Annotated in this window: 18 protein-coding genes; 7 read left to right on the top strand and 11 right to left on the bottom strand. The window is 66.2% G+C overall.

Going from position 1 to position 17,760, the window contains the following annotated elements:
* The first annotated feature begins 545 nt into the window (after positions 1–545).
* Both B141_RS50940 and B141_RS50945 read left to right on the top strand, forming a co-directional pair.
* Positions 546–761: a hypothetical protein gene (locus B141_RS50940; RefSeq protein WP_202805967.1), complete on the top strand. Its 216-nt coding sequence runs from the start codon at positions 546–548 to the stop codon at positions 759–761.
* A gap of 65 nt (positions 762–826) precedes the next feature.
* Entirely contained in the window at positions 827–1,060 is a 234-nt protein-coding gene (locus B141_RS50945) for a hypothetical protein (protein ID WP_202805968.1), read from the top strand.
* Between the two features lie 75 nt (positions 1,061–1,135).
* Here B141_RS50945 and B141_RS0129615 read toward each other — a convergent pair whose 3' ends face one another.
* Entirely contained in the window at positions 1,136–1,756 is a 621-nt protein-coding gene (locus B141_RS0129615) for a TetR/AcrR family transcriptional regulator (protein ID WP_020578818.1), read from the bottom strand.
* A 90-nt stretch (positions 1,757–1,846) separates the two neighbouring features.
* Between B141_RS0129615 and B141_RS0129620 the strand changes: the two genes are divergently transcribed.
* On the top strand, positions 1,847–3,247 hold the full coding sequence (locus tag B141_RS0129620) for an MFS transporter (RefSeq protein WP_020578819.1): 1,401 nt from the start codon (positions 1,847–1,849) through the stop codon (positions 3,245–3,247).
* A 129-nt stretch (positions 3,248–3,376) separates the two neighbouring features.
* Here B141_RS0129620 and B141_RS0129625 read toward each other — a convergent pair whose 3' ends face one another.
* From B141_RS0129625 to B141_RS0129665, 8 genes are all read right to left on the bottom strand, one after another.
* Entirely contained in the window at positions 3,377–3,952 is a 576-nt protein-coding gene (locus B141_RS0129625; RefSeq protein WP_020578820.1) for a TIGR03086 family metal-binding protein, read from the bottom strand.
* Complete coding sequence (locus tag B141_RS0129630; RefSeq protein ID WP_020578821.1) at positions 3,939–4,409, bottom strand: SRPBCC family protein; 471 nt, start codon at positions 4,407–4,409, stop codon at positions 3,939–3,941. The genes B141_RS0129625 and B141_RS0129630 overlap by 14 nt, the downstream gene beginning before the upstream one ends.
* A 3-nt stretch (positions 4,410–4,412) precedes the next feature.
* Entirely contained in the window at positions 4,413–4,760 is a 348-nt protein-coding gene (locus tag B141_RS0129635; protein WP_020578822.1) for an ArsR/SmtB family transcription factor, read from the bottom strand.
* A gap of 166 nt (positions 4,761–4,926) precedes the next feature.
* On the bottom strand, positions 4,927–5,271 hold the full coding sequence (locus B141_RS0129640; protein ID WP_020578823.1) for a hypothetical protein: 345 nt from the start codon (positions 5,269–5,271) through the stop codon (positions 4,927–4,929).
* A gap of 161 nt (positions 5,272–5,432) precedes the next feature.
* On the bottom strand, positions 5,433–6,716 hold the full coding sequence (locus B141_RS0129645) for an O-antigen ligase family protein (RefSeq protein WP_202805969.1): 1,284 nt from the start codon (positions 6,714–6,716) through the stop codon (positions 5,433–5,435).
* A gap of 596 nt (positions 6,717–7,312) precedes the next feature.
* Positions 7,313–7,843: a hypothetical protein gene (locus B141_RS49845; RefSeq protein WP_157181392.1), complete on the bottom strand. Its 531-nt coding sequence runs from the start codon at positions 7,841–7,843 to the stop codon at positions 7,313–7,315.
* Between the two features lie 952 nt (positions 7,844–8,795).
* A complete protein-coding gene (locus tag B141_RS0129660) occupies positions 8,796–9,347 on the bottom strand; it encodes a dihydrofolate reductase family protein (RefSeq protein WP_020578827.1) in 552 nt (183 codons plus the stop codon).
* A 112-nt stretch (positions 9,348–9,459) separates the two neighbouring features.
* Positions 9,460–10,161, bottom strand: a complete 702-nt coding sequence (locus tag B141_RS0129665; RefSeq protein WP_020578828.1) for a helix-turn-helix domain-containing protein — start codon at positions 10,159–10,161, stop codon at positions 9,460–9,462.
* A gap of 685 nt (positions 10,162–10,846) precedes the next feature.
* On the opposite strand from B141_RS0129665, the gene B141_RS0129670 reads away from it, so the two are divergent.
* The 4 genes from B141_RS0129670 to B141_RS43490 all read left to right on the top strand — a co-directional run bounded on the left by B141_RS0129670 (position 10,847) and on the right by B141_RS43490 (position 16,009).
* Positions 10,847–11,692, top strand: a complete 846-nt coding sequence (locus B141_RS0129670; protein WP_020578829.1) for a helix-turn-helix transcriptional regulator — start codon at positions 10,847–10,849, stop codon at positions 11,690–11,692.
* A 137-nt stretch (positions 11,693–11,829) separates the two neighbouring features.
* Positions 11,830–12,825: an NAD(P)-dependent oxidoreductase gene (locus B141_RS46330; RefSeq protein ID WP_020578830.1), complete on the top strand. Its 996-nt coding sequence runs from the start codon at positions 11,830–11,832 to the stop codon at positions 12,823–12,825.
* Positions 12,822–13,724 carry an amidohydrolase family protein gene (locus tag B141_RS0129680; protein ID WP_020578831.1) on the top strand — a complete coding sequence of 301 codons (903 nt, stop codon included), beginning with the start codon at positions 12,822–12,824 and terminating at the stop codon, positions 13,722–13,724. The genes B141_RS46330 and B141_RS0129680 overlap by 4 nt, the downstream gene beginning before the upstream one ends.
* Before the next feature lie 251 nt (positions 13,725–13,975).
* Positions 13,976–16,009 (top strand): MFS transporter, encoded by a 2,034-nt coding sequence (locus B141_RS43490; RefSeq protein ID WP_020578832.1) that lies wholly within the window; start codon positions 13,976–13,978, stop codon positions 16,007–16,009.
* 100 nt (positions 16,010–16,109) lie between these two features.
* Here the strand turns inward: B141_RS43490 and B141_RS46885 are convergent, their stop codons facing one another.
* Entirely contained in the window at positions 16,110–17,126 is a 1,017-nt protein-coding gene (locus tag B141_RS46885) for a flavin-containing monooxygenase (protein ID WP_202805970.1), read from the bottom strand.
* A gap of 55 nt (positions 17,127–17,181) precedes the next feature.
* The coding region (locus B141_RS0129700; protein WP_020578835.1) for a cation diffusion facilitator family transporter at positions 17,182–17,760 on the bottom strand (579 nt) is incomplete at its 5' end.

Genomic DNA, 17,760 nt, shown 5'->3' on the forward strand with positions numbered 1-17,760 from the left:
CTGTGCGACTATGCGTCAGGTTCAATGAGTCGACGCAGTTCCGCCATGAATCGGGAGAGGTCGGCTGAGGTGACCCGCTGGAGCCGGAGTTGATAGATGGATTTCACGGCTTCTGATCTACGCAGGGCACCTTGCCGAGATCTATCAACGGCACGCTGCGTTTATCGGCGTGCGGAGGAGATCCGAGAAGGGCCGCGCCCGGGACCGGTGAACTGGATTCGGGCGTCCATGGCGGTGCTCCTTTCAGGTCAAGGGCTGGTGCCTTCGGGATCGTTGATCCCGCTAACGGGCATCCAGTGAGGAGAGCGCGAACATCAGTGGGTGGCGCCGTCACGATCCTCATGGCGGTCGCCTGGAGAGGCGTCTACGGACGGTACCTCCGCCGCCCTTGTAGCGCCAGCAATTTCCGCGCGGGCCGGTCGACCCGAGTCGTGGGATGGATACGAGGCAGCCACTTTGGACGATCAGGTGCGTGTCGGGCGATGAGTTTGGGAACGGTCCCGAGTCAGGATCTGTGTCAGCGATGCCACTTGTGAGGAGAGTCCATGCTGCCCGAGCCGATTTCGGCGAAAGACCTCAACATCTACGGCGACGCCGAGTTGCCCTGGAGCCGGGTGCGTGAGGCGTTGAAGACCCTGCCTCGGCCGGAGACTCCACAGTTTCTCGGGACCGTTCGACCGGACGGCAGCCCGCATTCGGCGGGCATCGGCTGCATCGAGCACGATGGCGGCTTCTACTTCACCAGCGGCCCCAAGACCTGAAGTCCCGCAATCTGGCCGCCAATCCGGCCTGCGCCCTGTCGTTCCGGCTTTCCGATGTCGACCTGGTGCTGGAGGGCGAGGCGCACCGAACCACCGACGTGGGCGAACTCGACCAGGTCACCACGTTGTTCCGCGATTCCGGCTGGCCCGCCGAACGCGACGGCGACGCGGTCACCGCTCCGTACAGTGCCCAAAGCGCTGGGCCGCCGCCCTGGTATCTCTACCGTTTCGCCGTCCGCACCGCTGTCGGAGTCGCGCTCACCGCCCCACACGGGGCGACACACTGGCGGTTCGCGTAAGAAGCGCCCATCCACTCGCACGGCCGGGATGAACCGTTCACCTCTCACTTGATGCAAGGCGTCATGTACGTGCCTTCACGGGTTGCTGGGCCGGCGCTGTCTGGACCTGCCTGAGGAAGGGGCGACCAGAATCGAATGGATCGTCGCGACGAGGGTGGCCGCGACCTCGCTGCCGTTCATGCGCCCGGCGTGGACCTCGTCTGCGGCGCCGTGCACGACGTAGTGCACGACGTTGACGAGCCAGGTGATCGGCAGGTCAGTGCGGAAGGTGCCGTCAGCTTGACCGCGGCGGATAAGGTCTTCGACCCGTGCGGAGGGGCCGGCGTGCAAGTCGCGAATGCGTCCGGCGGGCAGTGTTCCCTCTGCTGCTGCCAGCAGTGCCGTGGATTCAGCGAGCAGGGTCCAGCTGGAATCAAGTAACCGTGCCAGTGCGTCGCGTGCGTCCCCGGTGAGGTCCACGGCCGACAGCGTCGCCTCGCCGTCGCGAAGGGCGTCGACCACGGCGGCCTCGACGAGTTCGGCGCGGCTGGGGAAGTGCCCGTAGAGCGTCATCCGTCCCACACCCGCAGCTTTGGCGATCTCGTCGATGGTCGCTTCTGGGTTGCCGCTCAGGGTTGCGCGCGCCGCGGAGACGATGCGGGCGATGCTGCGTTCGGCGTCAGCGCGCCGACGTGGTCGGGCAGCGGCGGGAGACATGCCACCAGTTTAACTCGTACGGGAATGTACGCGTTAGCCTAGCCCGTTAGAAGCTCGTACTTGGATGTACGAGTTAGGCGGGAGATTCCGATGACACAACACGAGGCCAGCGCGACATCGGCGCGGCACAGCGCGGCCCATCCGCTGCGATGGCGCATCCTGGGCTTTCTTGGTGTAGCCCAGTTGATGTTGATCCTCGACGTGACGGTGGTGGCTATCGCGCTGCCGCACATGGGGACGGATCTTGGTCTGAGCCGAGCGGCGCTGACCTGGACGGTGAGCGCATACACGTTGACCTTCGGTGGCCTGATGCTGCTGGGTGGTCGGATCGCAGACCTGATCGGCGCCAGGCGGGTGGTGCTCGCCGGTCTGCTGCTGTTCACGGTGGCGTCGCTGGTGACCGGTCTCGCCCAGTCCTCCATGATGCTGCTGAGCGGTCGGGTCGCGCAGGGTGTTGGCGCGGCGCTGTTGTCTCCGGCGGCGCTGTCCCTGGTGGTGACGCTGTTCGACGGCGACGAGCGGAGCAGGGCGCTCGGGGTCTGGTCGGCTCTCGGTGGTGGCGGCGCGGCGCTCGGTGTTCTGCTGGGTGGTCTGCTCACGGCCGGGCCGGGCTGGCCGTGGGTGTTCTACGTAAACGTGCCGATCGGGCTGGGCATCCTGGCCGCTCTCGTGCGGATGCTGCCGAGGCAGACCACCCCCGTACCCGGGGGCCGGCTGGATGTCCTGGGGGCGCTCCTGGTCACCGCCTCCTCCGGCGCGATGATCTACCTGCTGGTCAACGCCGGCGATCACGGGTGGCTCACCGGTGCCAACGCCGGGCTGGTCGTACTGGCCGCGGTGGGCTACGCGGCGTTCGTGGCGCGGCAGAAGACCGCCCGCTCACCCCTTATGGACGTCGCATTGCTGGTCCGACGCCCGGTGGCTACTGGCACGTTCCTCATCCTGATGGCGACCGCGCTGATGATCGCCGTGTTCTTCCTCGGCACGTTCTACTTCCAGCACGCGAACGGTTACGGCGCCCTGCACACGGGTCTGCTGTTTCTTCCGGTCGCACTGGCGACGATGCTGGGTGCTCAGCTCACCGGCCGGGTGCTCGCCCGATGGGGAGCGCGCCGACTTGCCGTCGCCGGGCTCATCGTCGCCGCGATCGGGATGGCTGTGCCCGCACTGTGGATGTACCCAGCGGTCGTGGTGATCGGCGTCGCGATCGCTGCCGCGGGGACCGGTGCATTGTTCGTTGTCGCGTCGGCGACCGCACTTGGGCAGGTGGCTCCGCACGAGAGCGGGATCGCTTCCGGCATCGTCAGCACGTTCCACGAGTTCGGTGCTTCCCTCGGAGCGGCTGTCATCTCGAGCGTCGCAGCGGCGAGCCTCGCCGACAACACGCTCGGCGGTTTTACCAACGGTTTCGTCGTCGCCGCGGTCGCCGCTGGTGTGGCAGCTGTCGTGGCCGCTCTTCTGACGCCTGGGCGAACAACCAAGGCGACGTGACCGTCGGTTCGGGCAGTCCGGTGGGCCTGCGGAGTCTGTCCCGGCAGCCCGCTTAGGAGCAGGACCCGCGGTGGCAGATCCACCGCGGGTCCTGAGCGTGCCGGGCAACGCCGGCCCAACGGAAGCCCGTCAGCGCGGTGTCCAGAACGGGTCGCGGCCGATGAAGCCGAGCATCCGGGTTTGAGCATCAGCGTCGTCGGGAGTAGGGACGGCTGGACCGTACTGGCCTGAGGCGCGCAGCAGGTCGTCGATCGGCTCCATACCGGCCAGCAGCGCCGCGCAGAACTCGGGGTCGAGCTGGTCGTCCTGCCCGGTGCCGCGGGCCAGGTCCCAGGTGTGCATGAACACGTCGGAGGTGTAGAACCGGTCGATCGCCTGGTCCAGGGGTACTTCACCGGTGTGCGGGTTGACCAACAACCGGTGCGGGGTCTCCGGGTCATCCAGCAGCGTCTGCACTGCGGCGCACTGTGTCTCCCAGGCCGCGACCGGGTCGTCGTCCACGCTGGGTCCGGTGGGCAGCTCGACGCTGGTGCCGGCGGCAAGGAACGCTGGGAACCATTCGACGAGGTGGCGTACCACGTCGCGGGCGGTCCAGCCGGCGACCGGGGCGGGGGCGTCCCAGTGCTTGGCACCGCGGACGCGATCGGTGAACCCAGCGGCGATCTGGCGGTGCCGCTCGGCGGGGTGCAGGTCAGAAAGTGCCATCGGCCAGCATCCTTTCAAGCTTGGCATAGCCGTCTTTCACGCCGGTCTCCATGCCGCTCTCCAGCCAGGCGTCGCGGGCCTCGAAGCTGTCCACCAGCGACTGGGCGCGCAGCCCGCTCCGGCCGTTGCCGAGGTCGTCGAACCACAGTGTCTCCAGGGCCACCCCATCGGGTTCGCCCTCGTACGTGAACGTCTGCACGATCCGGTCCGGGCGCACGTCGTGGAAGCAGCCGCGGAACGCGTACTCCGCTCCGTCGCCGGCGATGGACACGTACCGGTAGCTGCCGCCGGTACGCGCGTCCCAGTGGTCGATGCGTGTGCGCAGGGTGTCCGGGCCGACCCATCGCCTGAACAGCTCGGCGTCGGTGTGTGCCCGGAACAGCTGCTCAGGTGTGGCCTGGAACTCGCGCGCGATGCGGATGATGGGGACCTTGTGGTCCGCCTCGATCGTGGTCATGCCTTAGTGCTCCTTGTGTTCGTCGGCCTCGTTCATCCCGGCCAACACGCGGTCGAGGCGCTGGTAGCGCTGCTCGGCCTGCCGACGGTACCGCTCAATCCATTCGTCCATCAGGTCAAACGCTCCAGTCTCCAGGTGCACCGCGCGCGGCTGTGGACCGCGCAACCGGCTCACCAGGCCCGCCTGCTCCAGTACCCGCAGATGCTTGTACACGGCCTGCACGCTGATCTGGTACGGCTCGGCGAGTTGGTTCACCGTGGCGTCGGCGACCGCGAGCCGGGCCACCATGTCACGGCGGGTCGGGTCTGACAGGGCGGTGAAGACCTTGGACAGGATGTCGGCCGGCACCATCGTCCTCGTTTCAACCGATTGGTTTAAAGGCCAAGGTAGTCCGTTGACGCACCACGGTCAAGGGAGCTCGCGCTCGATAACCTCGCCGCACTACACAAGCAAGTCGCCGTGGCTCCTGGGCCGCCACGCCACTCCGTCAGTGTCGTCGCCGCCGTGCTGGCGTGCGTCACCGACAGACATGAGCGTCGGCCGCTCGCCGCAGGTCTGCAGCGATGTCGTCCCAGTCTGGACCGTGTAGGTAGAGGTTGTCCGCCGCCTCGCGCATGATCGCTGGGTCGTCAGGTCGCTGCAGGAGAATCAGCCGGTAAGCGAGGTTGCGGACCCAGACCGGCAGAAGGCCGTCAACGACGTGTGGGCATAGTTCATGCAGCATGGCGAGGATCGAGTCCGGGTCGGCGAAGGTCAGTTCCTCAACGAAGTGGCGTTCCTGGTGGTCGAGGTTGCACTCTGGCGTGGGTCGGTACTCGTCGCCGTAGAGGCAGCGGGCGTGCTCCGTCAGGGTGCTATGCATGGTCGGGAGCCTACGGCTGCCGTGATCTGCGGGACAGAACCCTAGGCCGAGAGAGCGGCTGATGTGTGGCCGTGATCAGGCGGGGATGCTGCGCGAAACAGCGAGCTGCGCCGGGCCATCGAACATTTCCCTCGCCGGTTACCTCTGGCGTCTCTTTAGATCTACTGCTTACCGGTGGCAGATCGAGCATGGCAGCGATCGGCGTCAGGCATCTTCTGAGGAGTCCGGGGATGAGGAACAGTGGTACGAACCACGGCCCGGCCATCTGGAAGTTCGGATGGACATAATGGCGTGGCTTCGCGGTCACCACATTCGTTCGCGGTTGTCATTGACGGCCTGCGGATCCGGAGGGTCGAGAAGACGGCCATCGTGAGCCAGAGCGCGGGTTCGAGTTCCCAGTGTGCCGACAACCACATGGGAGCCCAGCAGGCGAGCAGCGAACCCAGGATGAGGGTGCGACCGGAAGCACCGCGGGTGCCGGTGATGAGGGTGGTAGCGACGACGGCGGCGAAGATCGCCAAACCGATAATGCCGAGCCCAGTGCCGACCTCGAGGACTATGTTGTGGGCGCCGAGTCGTAGCGGTGGGAGGGTGGTGAATCCACCAGCGCCGATTCCCAGGAGCCAGTGATCGATGAACGTTTGTCTGGCAAGCGGCCACAGAATCAGCCGGTAAGAAAGGTCCCCGGTCGAACGTACGGACGCAGCGTCAACAGCGCGCAGCCAACTGGTCGCCAATCCAGTTGAGATCACGAGTGCCGTCAGACAGATTCCAATGCACAAAATGGAGATCCCGCGACGAAGAACGAACCGATGTATGGGCAGCCAAGCGGCGACGAGAACGACCCCGACAAGCGCTCCGCGACAGCCAGTTTGCAGGATCCCAAAAACAATTGCCACGGCGGCAGCGGCCAATACCAATCGAGCCCATCGAGCCGAGGAGTGGGTGGTCCAGAGCAGGATTATGACGACGAGACCGGTGACCAGCGCGTAGGCCAGGTTGTTGACATTTATCCCGTCGATGCCATAACGGGCGGTCGAGAACCCGACGACCAAGGGCATTGTTGGGTTCTGGTAGATCAGAAGAACGATGGCGACAAGGCAACCGCTGACGTAACCCCAGGCGACCACGGATATCCGCCGCTGGTTGGTGATGATGGTCCGGGTGGCCAGAAAAATTATGAGGACTTCGAGTAGGCAGCGGACGGTGTACCAGGTCCATTGTGGCTGGATAGCCCAGACGATCGACGTGGCAGCGAAGGCCACATAGAGCATTGCAAATGTCTCTGGAGCCTCTATGCGCAGATGCCTGACGTGCAACAGCAGGATCACAGCGCAGATAACTGACCCGTGTACGACCGCGATCGCGGGGTTGAAAACCGAAGTCGCCGCCACACCTCCAAGCAGGAGGGGCGAGGCGGTAGTTATCGCGCGCTGCGGGCTCATCGGCATCAGGTCCTCCCGCGCGATGTCGCTCATGTGAGGATCCGACCTAGACGAATTCCCGGTGGCCTTCTCGGCGAGCGGCAGAACAGACACGTCCCCAACAGTAAACGCCAACAAACACAAGCCGGGCGATCAGGTATTGGCGCGGACGATAGTCCAGTCCAGATTGCTGGCGGCGAGCCGGAGAGTGCCTGATCCGTCCGGTGCGTGACCGTTGCCGCCCTCGTGGCGGGGGCGGCGTCTGCCTACGCTGACCGGTGAGTGAACGTACGACGGGTGTCACCGGGCGGGTCGTGGTGCTGGTGCTGCCTGAGGTGAATCTGCTGGACCTCGGCGGATCGGTGCAGGTCTTCGACGCGGGGACCTGGGTGGCGGCTAACGGCTGGAGTACGCCGCCGAGACCGCCGAGGTGCGCACCGCGCAGGAGCTGGCGCTGGCTGGGCTCGCCGGACTGGCGGCGACGGAGGCGGGCCCCGGCGACCTGGTGCTCATACCGGGCCCGCGGGGCTGCGGGGGATGGTTGGCCAGCCGCGCGGCAGTGTCCACGGGTCGGATCACATTGGCCCGGCGCACCTGCTCCCTGATCACACGCCGGCCTAGGTGGAGGACGGTGCGCTGCCCGAACCCGATGTCGTGGTCGTGCACGGGGACCGACCCGACCGGGGGCCAGGAAGCGGCACTGCGGGACTGGATGGCGGCTGTCCTACCCGCGCTGGACGCTGGACGGCCCGACCGCGATCCCCGCCAACCGTCTCGCCGCCGCCGACCTGGCGTACGCCCTGAACGCAGCCTTCCCCTGGCTGCGGCCCACGGTCGGCATCGGCCTGCTCGAGGGCGTGGGCGAACTCGACGCCGCCGCCGCGTTCGAAGGCTATGGCGGGGTGTCCTTCGCGGCGCGGACGGCAGTGCCTTGCAGCCCAGGGCACGGTGACCACCCGGCATGGGGTTGTCCGGTCGCCGAACCTGCGCGTGCCACCGTCCAACTCCCCGACCGCGGACGGCGCCTCGGTGAGTTCGGCTTCGACCCCGTACTGCGCGACCTCGCCGCGCACACCGACCGGACTTGCCCGGACCCTGATCCGGCGGGTGGTACGGCGCCGTGCCGGTTGGCACGCACGCGACAGCATTCCCGAATGGCCCCTACCACGGAAATCAATGAAGGATGAGCCGTTCATATATATTCCACTCGTGGAACTATCCTGATTTCGATCAGGCTGCCGGGCTCATTTCTCCGCGAACTTTTCGCTGATCGAATAAGAAGCGAATTATGTCTGACGTTATGAAGCCTCCTTGGGTAGACGGCCCTTCGAAAAGAATTAGGGGTGACGTAAATAGCGCATACCATCATGAGTGGCTTGCCAACCTTCTGGCGGTTTACCGGCCAGGTTGACGGGAATTCCGGCCTCATGCGTGCTATCTGTCCCGTGTGCGGCAAGTCCGGCCGCCTCGGCGTTGAACTTTGCGCGGCTTCGCTGCGCGACGGACGCGTTATCAACATCCTCATCCCTCGACGCTGTGCGACGTGCAGAGGTTTTTGGCCGCCTCACCCGCGATCGGTCAATCCGCCGCGCCAACCGGCGAACGTCCTGGAGGCCTCGCCAGTCGTGATCCAACCTGCCCCGATCCCATGGAGTCGGGACCCGGGCGGATTCACGCGGTGGGTTGAGAGCAGGTTGCATGACGGGAGTGGAGCTCTTACTCCCCTGGGGCCTGGCCGGGTACGCGCCAAACACCGCCGCGCCAGGAAATGGGGACTGTGGGCGGCTGGATTCCGGAGGCTACTCGCGCCGTCTGCCCGTTCGATCACCTAGAAGGTCGCCATGGGGCCGGCACGTTCACACCAGCTGGACGACGACCTGTCGGGAGTCCTCGGCGCACGCTGGTACCTCGACTGGTACCAGCGTGCTCGGCCAGCCGAACCCGTACCGCTGCCGCGCTCTGCGACCGGGTCGAGGCGTCGCTGGCTGTACTGAGCCAGCCGGGCGAGGTGATCGGCGCCGGGGGAGAGGTGTCAACGGCTAGGGGTTCGGAACGGCGGGTTGGTGCGCGGTGGCCGCAATCCGCCGTTCCGAAAGCTCACTACACCGGTCGGTAGGTCGCGATGATCGCACCACTGCTGGTCGGCCGGGCACTCACCAGTTCGAGCTTCTTCAACGGGCTGTCGTCGGCGAACAGCTTCCTGCGGCCTTCACCGGCGATCACCGGGTGGATCACCAACACCAGTTCGTCGAGCAGGTCCTGAGCCAACAGCGACTGGACCAGACCCGGGCTGCCGGCGATCGTGATCTCCTTGCCATCGCTCGCCTTGAGCTGCTTGATCGCGGCGGCGAGGTCACCCTTGATCAGCGTGCTGTTCGCCCACTCGTCGACGTTGTCCAGCGTGGTCGAGAAAACGTACTTGGACGAGTTGTTGATCCAGTTCGCAAACTCCGCGTCCTCGCCGCTGGTGTAGGCGGGCCAGTACCCGGCCCACATGGCATAGGTCGCCCGGCCGAGGAGCACCGTGTCGGCGGTCTCCAGCGTCGCGGCCAACGCCGCACCCATCTCCTCGTCGAACTCGAACTGCCACTGGTCCGGGGACTCAACGACGCCGTCGAGGGAGATGAACAGAGTCGAAACAATCTTGCGCAAGATGACGACCTCTCTATTACGGGCCAGCGTTTTCCCGTGAGGTCCCAGGACGCCGCCTGGGTCGAGGCTGGCCCCGATTGCTGCGCCTGGGATGTTAGGTCGGAAGAAGAGGTCAGGTCTTGTACAGAAGCGACAGCGGCACCGACGGATCCTGGGCGCTCAACTGCGTGGCGGTCCGCCCGACATAGCGGGTCAGCGACCGCGCCAGGTGTGGCTGGTCGAAGTATCCGAGTCGGTGGATCACGTCGTGGGCCGGCACGCCCGCCTGGATCAGGGCCGCCGCCTGCCGGGCCCGATCGATCTGCCGGATGGCGCCGCGGGTAAGTCCGGTCGCCGCCACGAAGCGCCGCTGGAGGGTACGTTCGGAGACGTCCGGTGACGCTCCACGTAGCACCTCGGCGACGATCGGGTCGCAGACCAGGACACCCTCGCGCACCATCCGCCGTACGAACACCTCGGCAGTGTCGTAGTCGGGAAGGTGCCAGGCCGAGCCCTTCAGCCAGAACGACCTGCGTGTCGCGTCAGGAATCTCGACAGAATCGTCGACGAGCCGGTTGATCGGAAGGTGCGGCATCGACGTGCCGAGCGAGAAGCTGATCCCGAAGAAGGTGGCGCCCTCGGGAACCGGCGCCGGACTCGCCGTCGACTCCGGCCCTTGGACAGCCACACTGACCTGACCGCGTTGCTCCCAGATGACCAGATCCCAATGCGATGTCGCGATCGACATCATGCGGTTGCTGTCATCGCTACGGCTGCGCCACACCCGCTCGATGTAGGGCGAATCGGACGGCCGATTCTCGATCTCCAAGCCCATCCGAGTCATTCCCTCGCGGTCGACGGACGCTGACCAAACTACACCAAGACCGACCTGGACACCTCGGCACGGCGTTTGCTGGGTTGTCATAGGTTTCTCGGCTAGAGACCGAGAAACCTATGACGGCTCGGGAGGCCTATTCAAAGCCTCTCGCCGGAGCTGCGGGCCATGATCATGAAGGATTTTCGTCGCCATATGACCAAAATCCTTCATGATCTTGAGGGTGCCCACTATGTGAGATCGCTCGCGAGTTGCGATGACTTGGCGGAGGAGTTTCGGCAAAGAAGCCGAGACGCCTCCGCCAAAGTCGGCTCCGGCTCCCTCGCGAGGCCGCGCGGTCTATCGCATCGCCCCACCGGCACGCTCAATTCGCCCTGCCTGCGTGGTGACGACTTACCGCGGGCGGCGTCACATCACCAGGCCGGTAGCAGGACCGCCAGGCGCAGAAGCCTCGTGAACTCACCGCCAACCTCGTCTCGACAGCGGTTCGTGGATTCATCGGTCGCTCCTTTCGGACCGCGGATTCTGGCGCCGTGGTCAGGCGACAACAATGTCGCTCTCGCACATGAGAATGTCACATCGTGATCGTGGGACAGTGTGCCGGAATACCCAGTCCAGCTGCGGACATGAGGGCTGGACAGCTCTTGTCTGATGGGGTCCAAAATGCGTGATTGTGACCTCGGGAATGCCAACACCCATCAGCGACGCCCTCGCGTTCGTACGGCGTGAATGGGCTGGTGGGCGTCTTCGAGCGATCCGGCTGCAAGAGCTCGCGGATGCGGCATCGGTGTCGACGGGTCATTTCGCGCGGCAGTTCCGCGCGTACTACTGCATGGGTGCCGCCACCGCGCTGGAGCGGCTACGCCTTGCCTGTGCGGCGTCGTTGCTGCTCGACGGTAACCAGCCCATCGCGGTGATAGCGAAGGAATGCGGGTTTGCCGACGCGTATCACTTCTCCAAGCGCTTTTCGGCGACCTATGGTGTACCGCCAGGCCGTTATCGCCGGTCGCACCTGAACCTCGACGCCGACGCGCCGCTGGTGGAGGCGGGGCTGAAGGCGATGGCTGCGACGCTGTGGCCTCCCACCGCGATTGAGCAGATCGTTACCACTTCGGCGCCGCCCTTTCTCCGCAAGGGCCGCAGCTATGGGCAGAGCTTCACCGTGCCGTACGGTCTGCGGCTCACCGAGGTCAGGTTCATGCTGGCGACCTACAGCAGCACGACGTCGGGGATCACCGTCACGCTTTACCGCGGTGAACCCGGTCAGGCGCGGGACCGGCTCGCCAGGAAACGGATCGATCCGATGTCCGACAACACCACTGAGTGGTTGACGATCCCCCCGCTCGAACACGGCAGGTACTACCTCGAACTCACCCAACCGGCCGGGACGCCGACCTGGTGGTGGCATCAGGGCAACGTTGCCGCGGTGGGTGGGACCGCCCATATTGACGGCTCGCCCGTTCACGACACGAATTTCATCTTCTCGGCGACGGCCGTAGGTCCCGCCGCCACGCGCACCGCCGCGCACTAGAAGGGGACTCTGATCCCGATCTACCTTATTTTCAAGAACCTTGGCTGACTCGACACGTTCTATCCGCTCAGCACGTACGCCGCCCGGGCGCTCGAGGTCGGCGCACCGCTGCGCGAGGACGGCTCGGTGGCGATCCGATGAGCCTTCACCGTCCGGCGGTCGGCATCGCGTGCGATCCGAGGATTCGCGACAGCTACCTCGCGCCGGCCGACCTGGCCCGGCTGGAGTCGTTCGCGCGCGTGTCGACGGCCGACTTCGCCGGTCAGTGGTCGACGACCGCGCCGCGCCTCCTGATGGTGGGCGACCTCGAGGGCGACAGGTTCGGCGGCCGGGTCGACGTGGCTGCCGCGTCGGCGCGCGGGGTTCGGGTCGTCGACACCACGCACGGGTCGTCCTATCCCGTGGCCGAATGGGCCCTTGCCCTGTCCATCATGGGACTGCGCGACGCCGGCCGGAGGTTCCGTGCGCTGGTGGCGGGGGTGCCGCACCCGGACGAGGCCGGTTGGCCGCCACGGGAGCTGACCGGCCGCACCGTCGGCCTGATCGGGTTCGGTCACATCGCCTGGCGGCTCGTGGAATTGCTCGCACCCTTCCACGTTGAGCTGCTCGTTCACGACCCGTACGCCCCGCGTGAACTCGCGGACGCACTGGGCGTGACATTCGCGCCGCTCGACCACGTGCTCGCCCACAGCGACGTCGTGATCTGCCTTGCACCGTTGACGTCCCAGACCCGGGGCATGCTAGGTGCCCGGGAGCTGGACCTGTTGCGGCCAGGAAGCGTGTTCGTCAACGTGTCCCGGGGCGCGGTCGTCGACACCGCGGGTCTGGTGGCCCGCCTCCGCCGCGACGACATCATCGCCTGCCTCGATGTCCATGATCCCGAGCCGATCCCGGTCGACGCCGACGTACGTAACCTCCCCAACGTGTTCCTGTCGCCGCACATCGCCGGAACCACGCCGGAGTCGCGGAGCCGCTTCTTCCGGCTGATGGTCGACGACCTTGAACGAACCTTCACGGGAGCCGAACCACGCGCCATGCTGACCGCTCGCATCGTGTCAGTCCGCAATGCCGCGGTAGATCCCGAAGGCGTCGATCCCCCCGGCGCCGGCGACGAACCCGGAGGTGGGTCGTGATCCTGGACAGCCACTGCCATGCGTGGCGGCGTTGGCCGTATGACCCGTTGGTGCCCGATCCCGCCTCGCGCGGAAGTGTCGAGCAGTTGCTGTACGAGATGGACGCCAACGGTGTCGAGAAGGCCGCGCTCGTGTGCGCCCGGATCGGCACCGGCAGTTGCGCCAACGATGACAACAACGACTATGCGGCGGAGGCCGCGGCCCGCCACCCGGACCGGCTGGTGGTGATCGCCGACATCGACTGTTCGTGGCGGCCCGAGCACCACACACCGGGTGCCGCGCGCCGGTTGCGGGAAACGGCAGAGCGGCTCGGCATCGCCGGCTTCACCCACTACGTCCATCCCGGGAACGACGGGTGGTTCACGTCAGAGGAGGGCATGGGGTTCTTCGCGGCCGCTGCCGAACTCAACCTGATCGCGAGCCTCGCGCTTTCGCCCGCGTGGCAGCGGGACCTTCGCCAGGTGGCGCGGGCGTTTCCGACGCTGCCGATCCTCGTCCACCACCTGGGCGGCCTCTCACCCGCGCGGCCGTCGTACGCCGACGATCTGGCGGAGACGATCGCGTCGGCCGCGCAACCGAACATCCTCATCAAGGTGTCCGGCTTCCACTATGTCTCCGCCCGCGGCTGGGACTTCCCCTACGCGGATGCTCGCGAGACGTTCCGCCAGCTTTTCCAGGCGTACGGGCCAGACCGGATGTGTTGGGGGTCCGACTTCCCCGCCGCCCGCGCGTTCCTCACCTACACCCAGTCGCTGGAGGTGGTCCGGTCCCACTGCGACTTCCTCCAGCCCCACGACCTCGACCAGCTCCTCGGCGACACCCTGGCCCGGGTGCTCGCCACCCGCCGTCCCGCCACCATCGCCGTACCGGAAGGAACCCCGCCATGCCAGTCACCCTGATCGCGAGGTACCACATCCGTCCAGGCCATGCCGCCGCTGTCAAGGCAGCGGCGCGGAGCAGGACCGAGTTCTCGCGATCGGCGACATCGTCGAACTAGAGGTCGAGCGGATGGGCGTCCTGCGCAACCGGATCGTGGCAGACAGTCGACAAACGGCGGTCCGGGCGGCCCCACGGTTGCCGCGAAGTGGCGGGAAGATGGCAGAAGCGGAGGAGAGTGGGGGAGAGGAGAGTAGGGGAGGACGACCAGCCCATGACCGGGCCGAGCGCGCCGGCCGGCCGGGCGCCATCAGCGGCCACGGCGACGTCGGGGCGTGGGCTCGCGGTGATCTTTGGCGCTCTGCTACTCGGGGTCCTGCTCGCAGCGCTTGACCAGACGATCGTCTCCACCGCATTGCCGACCATTGTGTCGGACCTGGGTGGGGCCAATCACCTGTCCTGGATCGTGACCGCCTATCTGCTGACGTTAACCATCTCCACCCCATTCTGGGGCAAGCTCGGCGACCAGTACGGCCGCAAACGGCTGTTCCAGGCGTCGATCGTGATCTTCCTGGTCGGGTCAGTGTTGTGCGGGCAGTCGCGAACAATGCTGGAGCTGATCGGTTTCCGCGCACTGCAGGGCATCGGTGGCGGTGGGCTGATGGTGCTGGCGATGGCGATTGTTGGGGATGTCGTCGCACCGCGTGAGCGCGGTCGGTACCAAGGCATCTTCGGTGCCGCGTTCGGCGTCTCGAGCGTGGCCGGCCCGCTGCTCGGCGGCTACTTCGTCGACTACCTGTCCTGGCGGTGGGTCTTCTACATCAATCTGCCGATCGGCGTGCTGGCACTTGTCGCGATCGCTCTCACGCTGCCGGCTCGCGCGACGCGCGAGGCGCACCGGATTGACTACCTGGGGACACTGCTGCTGGCCGGTGCCGCGGCAGCCCTGGTGCTGGGCACCTCGTGGGGCGGGACGCAGTACGCCTGGGGCTCGCCAGTCATTGTCGGCCTGTTCGCCGGAGCGGTCGCGTTGGTGGTGGCATGGGCGGCCGTCGAGCGCCGGGCACCTGAGCCGGTCCTGCCGCTGCATCTGTTCAGGTTGCCGGTGTTCACCGTCGCGTCGGCGATCGCGACCGCGGTCGGCTTCGTCATGTTCGGCACGATCGCCTATCTGCCGGTGTTTCTCCAGGTGGTGCACGGCGTGAGCCCGACCAGTTCGGGCCTGCACCTGGTGCCGATGGTGCTTGGCATCCTGGTTGCCTCGGTGGTGAGCGGACAGCTGGTCACCCGCACCGGGCGGTACAAGATCTTCCCGATTCTCGGTACGGCGGTGATGGGAGTCGGCCTCTACCTGTGCTCCCGACTGACGGAGTTCTCCACGACGGCGGAGATGTCCCTCACGTTCCTGGTCCTGGGCACCGGCGTCGGCCTCGTCATGCAGGTGCTCATCACGATCATCCAGAACGCCGTGGACTACAAGGATCTCGGCGCGGCCACCTCAGGCGCTACGTTCTTCCGGTCCATCGGTGGGGCGTTCGGAACGGCCGTGTTCGGTGCCATCTTCGCCAACCAGCTGGCCCACAACGTTCCTGCCGTGCTGCATGGTCATTCACTGCCGCCCGGGGTTACGCCCCAGTCCGTCCAGCAGCGACCGGTGCAGCTGAAGACCTTGCCGGCTTCCTTGCACGATCCGCTGGTGCACGCATTCGCCGAGTCCCTCCACGCGGCATTCGTGGCAGCGATCCCAGTCGCACTCCTGGCGTTCATCCTTGCCTGGTTCGTCCGTGAGCTGCCCCTGCGCTCTACCGCTGGGGCGTACGAGTACGGCGAAGGCATCCCCGGCCGGGTCATCGCTCGTACTTCCCACGCGGAGCTCGAGCGGGCCCTGAGTTTGTTGCTGCAGCGCGACGACCGAGCCCGCGGCCTCTACGAACGGCTTGGTGCGGCCGCGGGCGTCAACCTGCCCGCTGGCTCACTATGGACGCTGTGCCGGATCGCCCGGCACGGGCCAAGCACGGAAGCTCAGCTCGCCGAGCGCGCCAAGGTCAGCCTCGAGCGCGCGCAACCGGCCTTCGACCGGCTGGTCCGCCGTGGGTACGTCGAACGCGTGAACGGCACGCTCTCCATCACCGCCGTCGGCCGAACAGCCACGGACCGGGTCTTTTCAGTCCGGCGCCAGGTGCTGGCCAATCACCTGCGGGGGTGGTCACTCGAGGACAACCCCGAACTCGTCGAGCTGCTGAACCAGCTGGCTGTGACCTCACTGGGCGACGGGCCGGAGGGAAAGACGCTCGACGCCCCGCAGTGATCTGCCGGCAACCGGGGGACCGCGCGGGTCAACAGCTCAACCCTGGGCGACAGCGGTGCGCTGGTGGCGTTGGAGGAGGTGTGCGCGGAGGGTGGCGGCGTCATTGCCCACCCAACCGAGAAGTGCGGATCCACGGTGACGTTGGTATGGCAGGCCGAGGTAATACAGGCCAGAGATCGGGCTGATGCCGTGGGTGTGTCGTGGCCATCCGGTGGTGGCGATGGCGTCGGGGACGGTCAGCCAGTTGTAGTCGGGTCGGTAGCCGGTGGCCCAGATCACTGTGGATGCGGTGATCTCGTGGCCGTCGACGGTGCGTATCTGGCTTTGATTCGCGAACGTGACGGCGGTCGACGATCTTGACACCACGGCGTTTGAGCCGGCGGAGGTTCGTGCCGATAAGTGGGTCGCGTTCGCGGATCCGCCGCCCGAGCCAACCCTCAGCAGGTGCCCGCATGACGCCGAGACGATCCAGCCAGGTGAACACGTCGCGACCGAGAACGCGCTGCGGAATCGCGGGTTGACGGCTTCCCACGGCCAGTGTCACGGGGCGGAGTTTGGACAACTCCTCAGCGATCTGGAGGCCGGAGTTGCCAGCCCCGATAACGAGCGTTGGGCCTTCGGGAAGCTGGGCGGGGCTGCGGTAGTCATTGGTGTGAATCTGGGTGACGTCGGACGCCAGATTCCGGGCCATGGCTGGGATTGCTGGTTGCTGGAATGGTCCGGTCGCTACCACGACGGCCTGAGCGGAATAGGACCCGTGCTCGGTGATCGCCTCGAATCGGCCGTCAGCACCGTGGCGTAATTTCCGTACGCTCGTGCCGAGTCGGATCGGCAGCCCGAAGTCTTCGGCGTAGCCGGTGAGATAGTCGGCGACTCCGTCCTTGGACGGATAGTGGTCGGCCGGTGCGGGAAAAGGGCGGCCGGGTAGGCCGCTGTGGCGGGCGGAGGTAAACAACCGTAGTGAGTCCCACCGGCGCCGCCAGGATCCGCCCACCGCCGTACCAGCTTCGACGATCAGGAAATCCTTGCCTGCTTGGCGGAGCTCGTAGCCAATGGCAAGCCCGGCTTGACCGGCGCCGACGACAAGGACATCGACGTCGGCGGAATCAGCCGTCATCGCGGTAAACCTCCGGTATCAAAAGGCCAGGCAGGCTGCGGAAATCTCCCACGCCCTAGGCGTGTAGGGGGTGTTCGTGGTCGGAGTGTCCGGAGGGTTCGACTTGGAGGGTTGAGTGTTCGAGGTCGAAGTGTCCGGTGAGGCAGGTTTGGAGTTTGTCGAGGATTTGTGGGGCGTGGCCGTCTTGGAAGCATCCGGTGTCCAGGACGATGTGGGCGGTGAGGATGGGTAGGCCGGAGGTGACGGTGTGGACGTGGAGGTCGTGGACGTCTTGTACGTGGTCGACTTGGAGGAGGTGGCGGCGGATTTCGTTGAGGTCGACTTGGGTGGGTGCGGCTTCGAGGAGGATGTTGACGGCTTCGCGTAGGAGGCGGATGGCGCGGGGGAGGATGACGAGTCCGATGACGATGGAGACGAGTGCGTCGGCGCGTAGGAATCCGGTGGTCGCGATCACTCCCGCGGCGATGAGGACGCCGACAGAGGTGAGGGTGTCGGTGGTGACTTCGAGGAACGCGCCGCGCATGTTGAGGCTGGCGTCTCGTGCGCGGAAGAGTAGTGCGACTCCGATGAGGTTGCCGGTGAGGCCGATGAGGGCGAAGAGTGCCATCCCTGCGGGTTCGACCGGCGTCGGTTC

The organism is Actinopolymorpha alba DSM 45243 (genome assembly GCF_000373925.1).
Taxonomy (GTDB): Bacteria; Actinomycetota; Actinomycetes; order Propionibacteriales; family Actinopolymorphaceae; genus Actinopolymorpha; species Actinopolymorpha alba.

Bases quoted from the DNA above. Each gene is read 5' to 3' on its own strand.
- B141_RS50940 (WP_202805967.1), top strand. From the start codon at position 546: ATGCTGCCCGAGCCGATTTCGGCGAAAGACCTCAACATCTACGGCGAC.
- B141_RS0129615 (WP_020578818.1), bottom strand. From the start codon at position 1,756: ATGTCTCCCGCCGCTGCCCGACCACGTCGGCGCGCTGACGCCGAACGC.
- B141_RS0129620 (WP_020578819.1), top strand. From the start codon at position 1,847: ATGACACAACACGAGGCCAGCGCGACATCGGCGCGGCACAGCGCGGCC.
- B141_RS0129625 (WP_020578820.1), bottom strand. From the start codon at position 3,952: ATGGCACTTTCTGACCTGCACCCCGCCGAGCGGCACCGCCAGATCGCC.
- B141_RS0129630 (WP_020578821.1), bottom strand. From the start codon at position 4,409: ATGACCACGATCGAGGCGGACCACAAGGTCCCCATCATCCGCATCGCG.
- B141_RS0129635 (WP_020578822.1), bottom strand. From the start codon at position 4,760: ATGGTGCCGGCCGACATCCTGTCCAAGGTCTTCACCGCCCTGTCAGAC.
- B141_RS0129640 (WP_020578823.1), bottom strand. From the start codon at position 5,271: ATGCATAGCACCCTGACGGAGCACGCCCGCTGCCTCTACGGCGACGAG.
- B141_RS0129645 (WP_202805969.1), bottom strand. From the start codon at position 6,716: ATGAGCCCGCAGCGCGCGATAACTACCGCCTCGCCCCTCCTGCTTGGA.
- B141_RS49845 (WP_157181392.1), bottom strand. From the start codon at position 7,843: ATGCTGTCGCGTGCGTGCCAACCGGCACGGCGCCGTACCACCCGCCGG.
- B141_RS0129665 (WP_020578828.1), bottom strand. From the start codon at position 10,161: ATGGGCTTGGAGATCGAGAATCGGCCGTCCGATTCGCCCTACATCGAG.
- B141_RS0129670 (WP_020578829.1), top strand. From the start codon at position 10,847: ATGCCAACACCCATCAGCGACGCCCTCGCGTTCGTACGGCGTGAATGG.
- B141_RS46330 (WP_020578830.1), top strand. From the start codon at position 11,830: ATGAGCCTTCACCGTCCGGCGGTCGGCATCGCGTGCGATCCGAGGATT.
- B141_RS43490 (WP_020578832.1), top strand. From the start codon at position 13,976: ATGACCGGGCCGAGCGCGCCGGCCGGCCGGGCGCCATCAGCGGCCACG.
- B141_RS46885 (WP_202805970.1), bottom strand. From the start codon at position 17,126: ATGACGGCTGATTCCGCCGACGTCGATGTCCTTGTCGTCGGCGCCGGT.